The sequence below is a fragment of the Streptomyces mexicanus genome (genome assembly GCF_902506575.1).
Lineage (GTDB): Bacteria > Actinomycetota > Actinomycetes > Streptomycetales > Streptomycetaceae > Streptomyces > Streptomyces mexicanus.
In genome coordinates this window covers 1-1,875 of sequence record NZ_LR732688.1, presented here as the reverse complement: position 1 = coordinate 1,875, position 1,875 = coordinate 1, and the positions used below count along the sequence as shown (strand labels likewise).

Below are 1,875 nucleotides of genomic sequence, written 5' to 3'. Positions count from 1 at the left end.
CTCGGGACCTGACGGATCATGACCGTTTCCGAGGGATTCTCGGCCGTCCCGTAGCGGACGCGGCGCCCCCGGCTCACGGACAGTGAAGGCGTAAGCGACCGTACCGTCCGAGGAGCGACCGTCATGACCGAGAAGATCGCCGGTGTGGAGATCCCCGACAGCAAGCTCGCGCAGGAGGCCACCGAACTCATCCGCGACACCACCCCGCCCCTGATCTTCCACCACTCCCGCCGGGTCTACCTCTTCGGCAGCCTGCAGGCCGCCTCGCTCGGCCTGGAACCGGACCCGGAACTGCTCTACATCGCGGCGCTGTTCCACGACACCGGCCTGGTGCCGCCGTACCGCAGCGACGACCAGCGCTTCGAGATGGACGGCGCCGACCAGGCGCGCGCCTTCCTGCTCACCCACGGCGTGCCGGAGGCGGCGGCGGACACCGTCTGGACGGCCGTCGCCCTGCACACCACCCCCGAGGTGCCCTACAAGATGGCACCGGAGATCGCGGCGACCACCGCCGGAGTGGAGACGGACGTGCTGGGCCTGCACCTGGACAACCTCTCCCAGGAGCAGATCGACGCGGTCACCGCCCTCCACCCCCGCCCGGACTTCAAGCGGCAGATCCTGCAGGCGTTCACCGAGGGCTTCCGGCACCGCCCCGACACCACCTTCGGCACGGTGAACGCGGACGTGCTGGCCCACTTCGTGCCCGGCTTCCGCCGCATCGACTTCGTCGACGTCATCCAGGACTCCGCCTGGCCCGAGTGACGTGCAGGACGGTGGGGGGCCGGCGCAGAGCGATGGGGGCGCCGGCGCAGGACGGTGGAGGCACCGACGGGCGGCCGTGCCCGCCGGTGCCGCTTCTTTTCGGCCGGCCTGTCCGATGTGCTGGTGCGGCGGGCGTGTCGTGTAGGTTCGGGTCGGCGCCGCGCGGCCGTCCGGGCGATCCCGGTCCCGCGCTGCCGCGGTGCCGGTGTCCGGACGCGAGGGAGGTGCGGCGGTGGCCGAGCAGAAGCAGAACGGTGGTGGCGCCGCCGGGACCGCCGCGGAGCGGACCGTCCGCGTCCGCAACCCGCGCGGGCAGGGCGAGCGGCTGCGGGAGGAGATCCTGCGGGCCGCCGGGGGGCTGCTGGAGCAGGTGGGCAGCGAGGACGCGCTGTCGCTGCGCGCGGTGGCCCGGGAGGTCGGCATCGCCACCCCGAGCATCTACCGCCACTTCTCCGACAAGACGGAACTGGTGTGGGCGGTGCTGGCCGAGCACTACGAGCGGCTTGCCCAGATCATGGCCGAGGCCGACAGCTCGGCGCCCGCCGACGACCCGCTGGAACGGCTGCGGTCCCAGTTGAACGCGTACTGCCGTTTCGCGGTGGCGAACCCGGCGAAGTACCGCCTGATGTGCGAGACCTGGCAGACCCCGGTGGACGAGGAGCGGCTGCACGGCCACCCGGCGGGGTTGCTCCTGCGCGGCCTGAGCCGGGCGCTCACCGCGTGCGAGGAGGACGGCTGGCGGGTGCGGGGCACCCGCGCCGACGCCCCGTACATGCTGTGGTGCGCGCTGCACGGCCGGATCACCCTGTGGCAGGTCATGCCGCGCCGCAAGGACACCGCCCGGCTGGACCGGTTCGTCGACGAGCTGCTGACCCTGCTGCTGGAGCGCTGACCGCCTGCGCCGCCGCGCCGGCCACCTGACGCTGAAGCGCCGGCCGCCTGCGGCCGAGGCACCGAGCCGCGCCCGTCGGGCCGCGCGTCCACCGGTCCACCCGTCTTTCTTCACTTTTTCCGCGGCCGGAACCAGCCGCACCCTAGGGCTACAGGTGTAAGCTAACAACCGTTAGTCAACGTCTTCTCCCACAAGGAGCGGCATGACCACCGCATCCCTCC

The 1,875-nt window shown here is 72.3% G+C and carries 2 protein-coding genes; both read left to right on the top strand.

From position 1 onward, the window contains the following. Window positions 1–123: 123 nt before the first annotated feature. On the top strand, window positions 124–762 hold the full coding sequence (locus GV126_RS35180) for an HD domain-containing protein (RefSeq protein ID WP_159675466.1): 639 nt from the start codon (window positions 124–126) through the stop codon (window positions 760–762). Window positions 763–994: 232 nt separating this feature from the next. Then, complete coding sequence (locus GV126_RS35175; RefSeq protein ID WP_159675464.1) at window positions 995–1,654, top strand: TetR/AcrR family transcriptional regulator; 660 nt, start codon at window positions 995–997, stop codon at window positions 1,652–1,654. The last annotated feature ends 221 nt before the right edge of the window (window positions 1,655–1,875 follow it).

Coding starts and splice junctions, on each gene's coding strand:
- GV126_RS35180 (WP_159675466.1), top strand. CDS start 124: ATGACCGAGAAGATCGCCGGTGTGGAGATCCCCGACAGCAAGCTCGCG.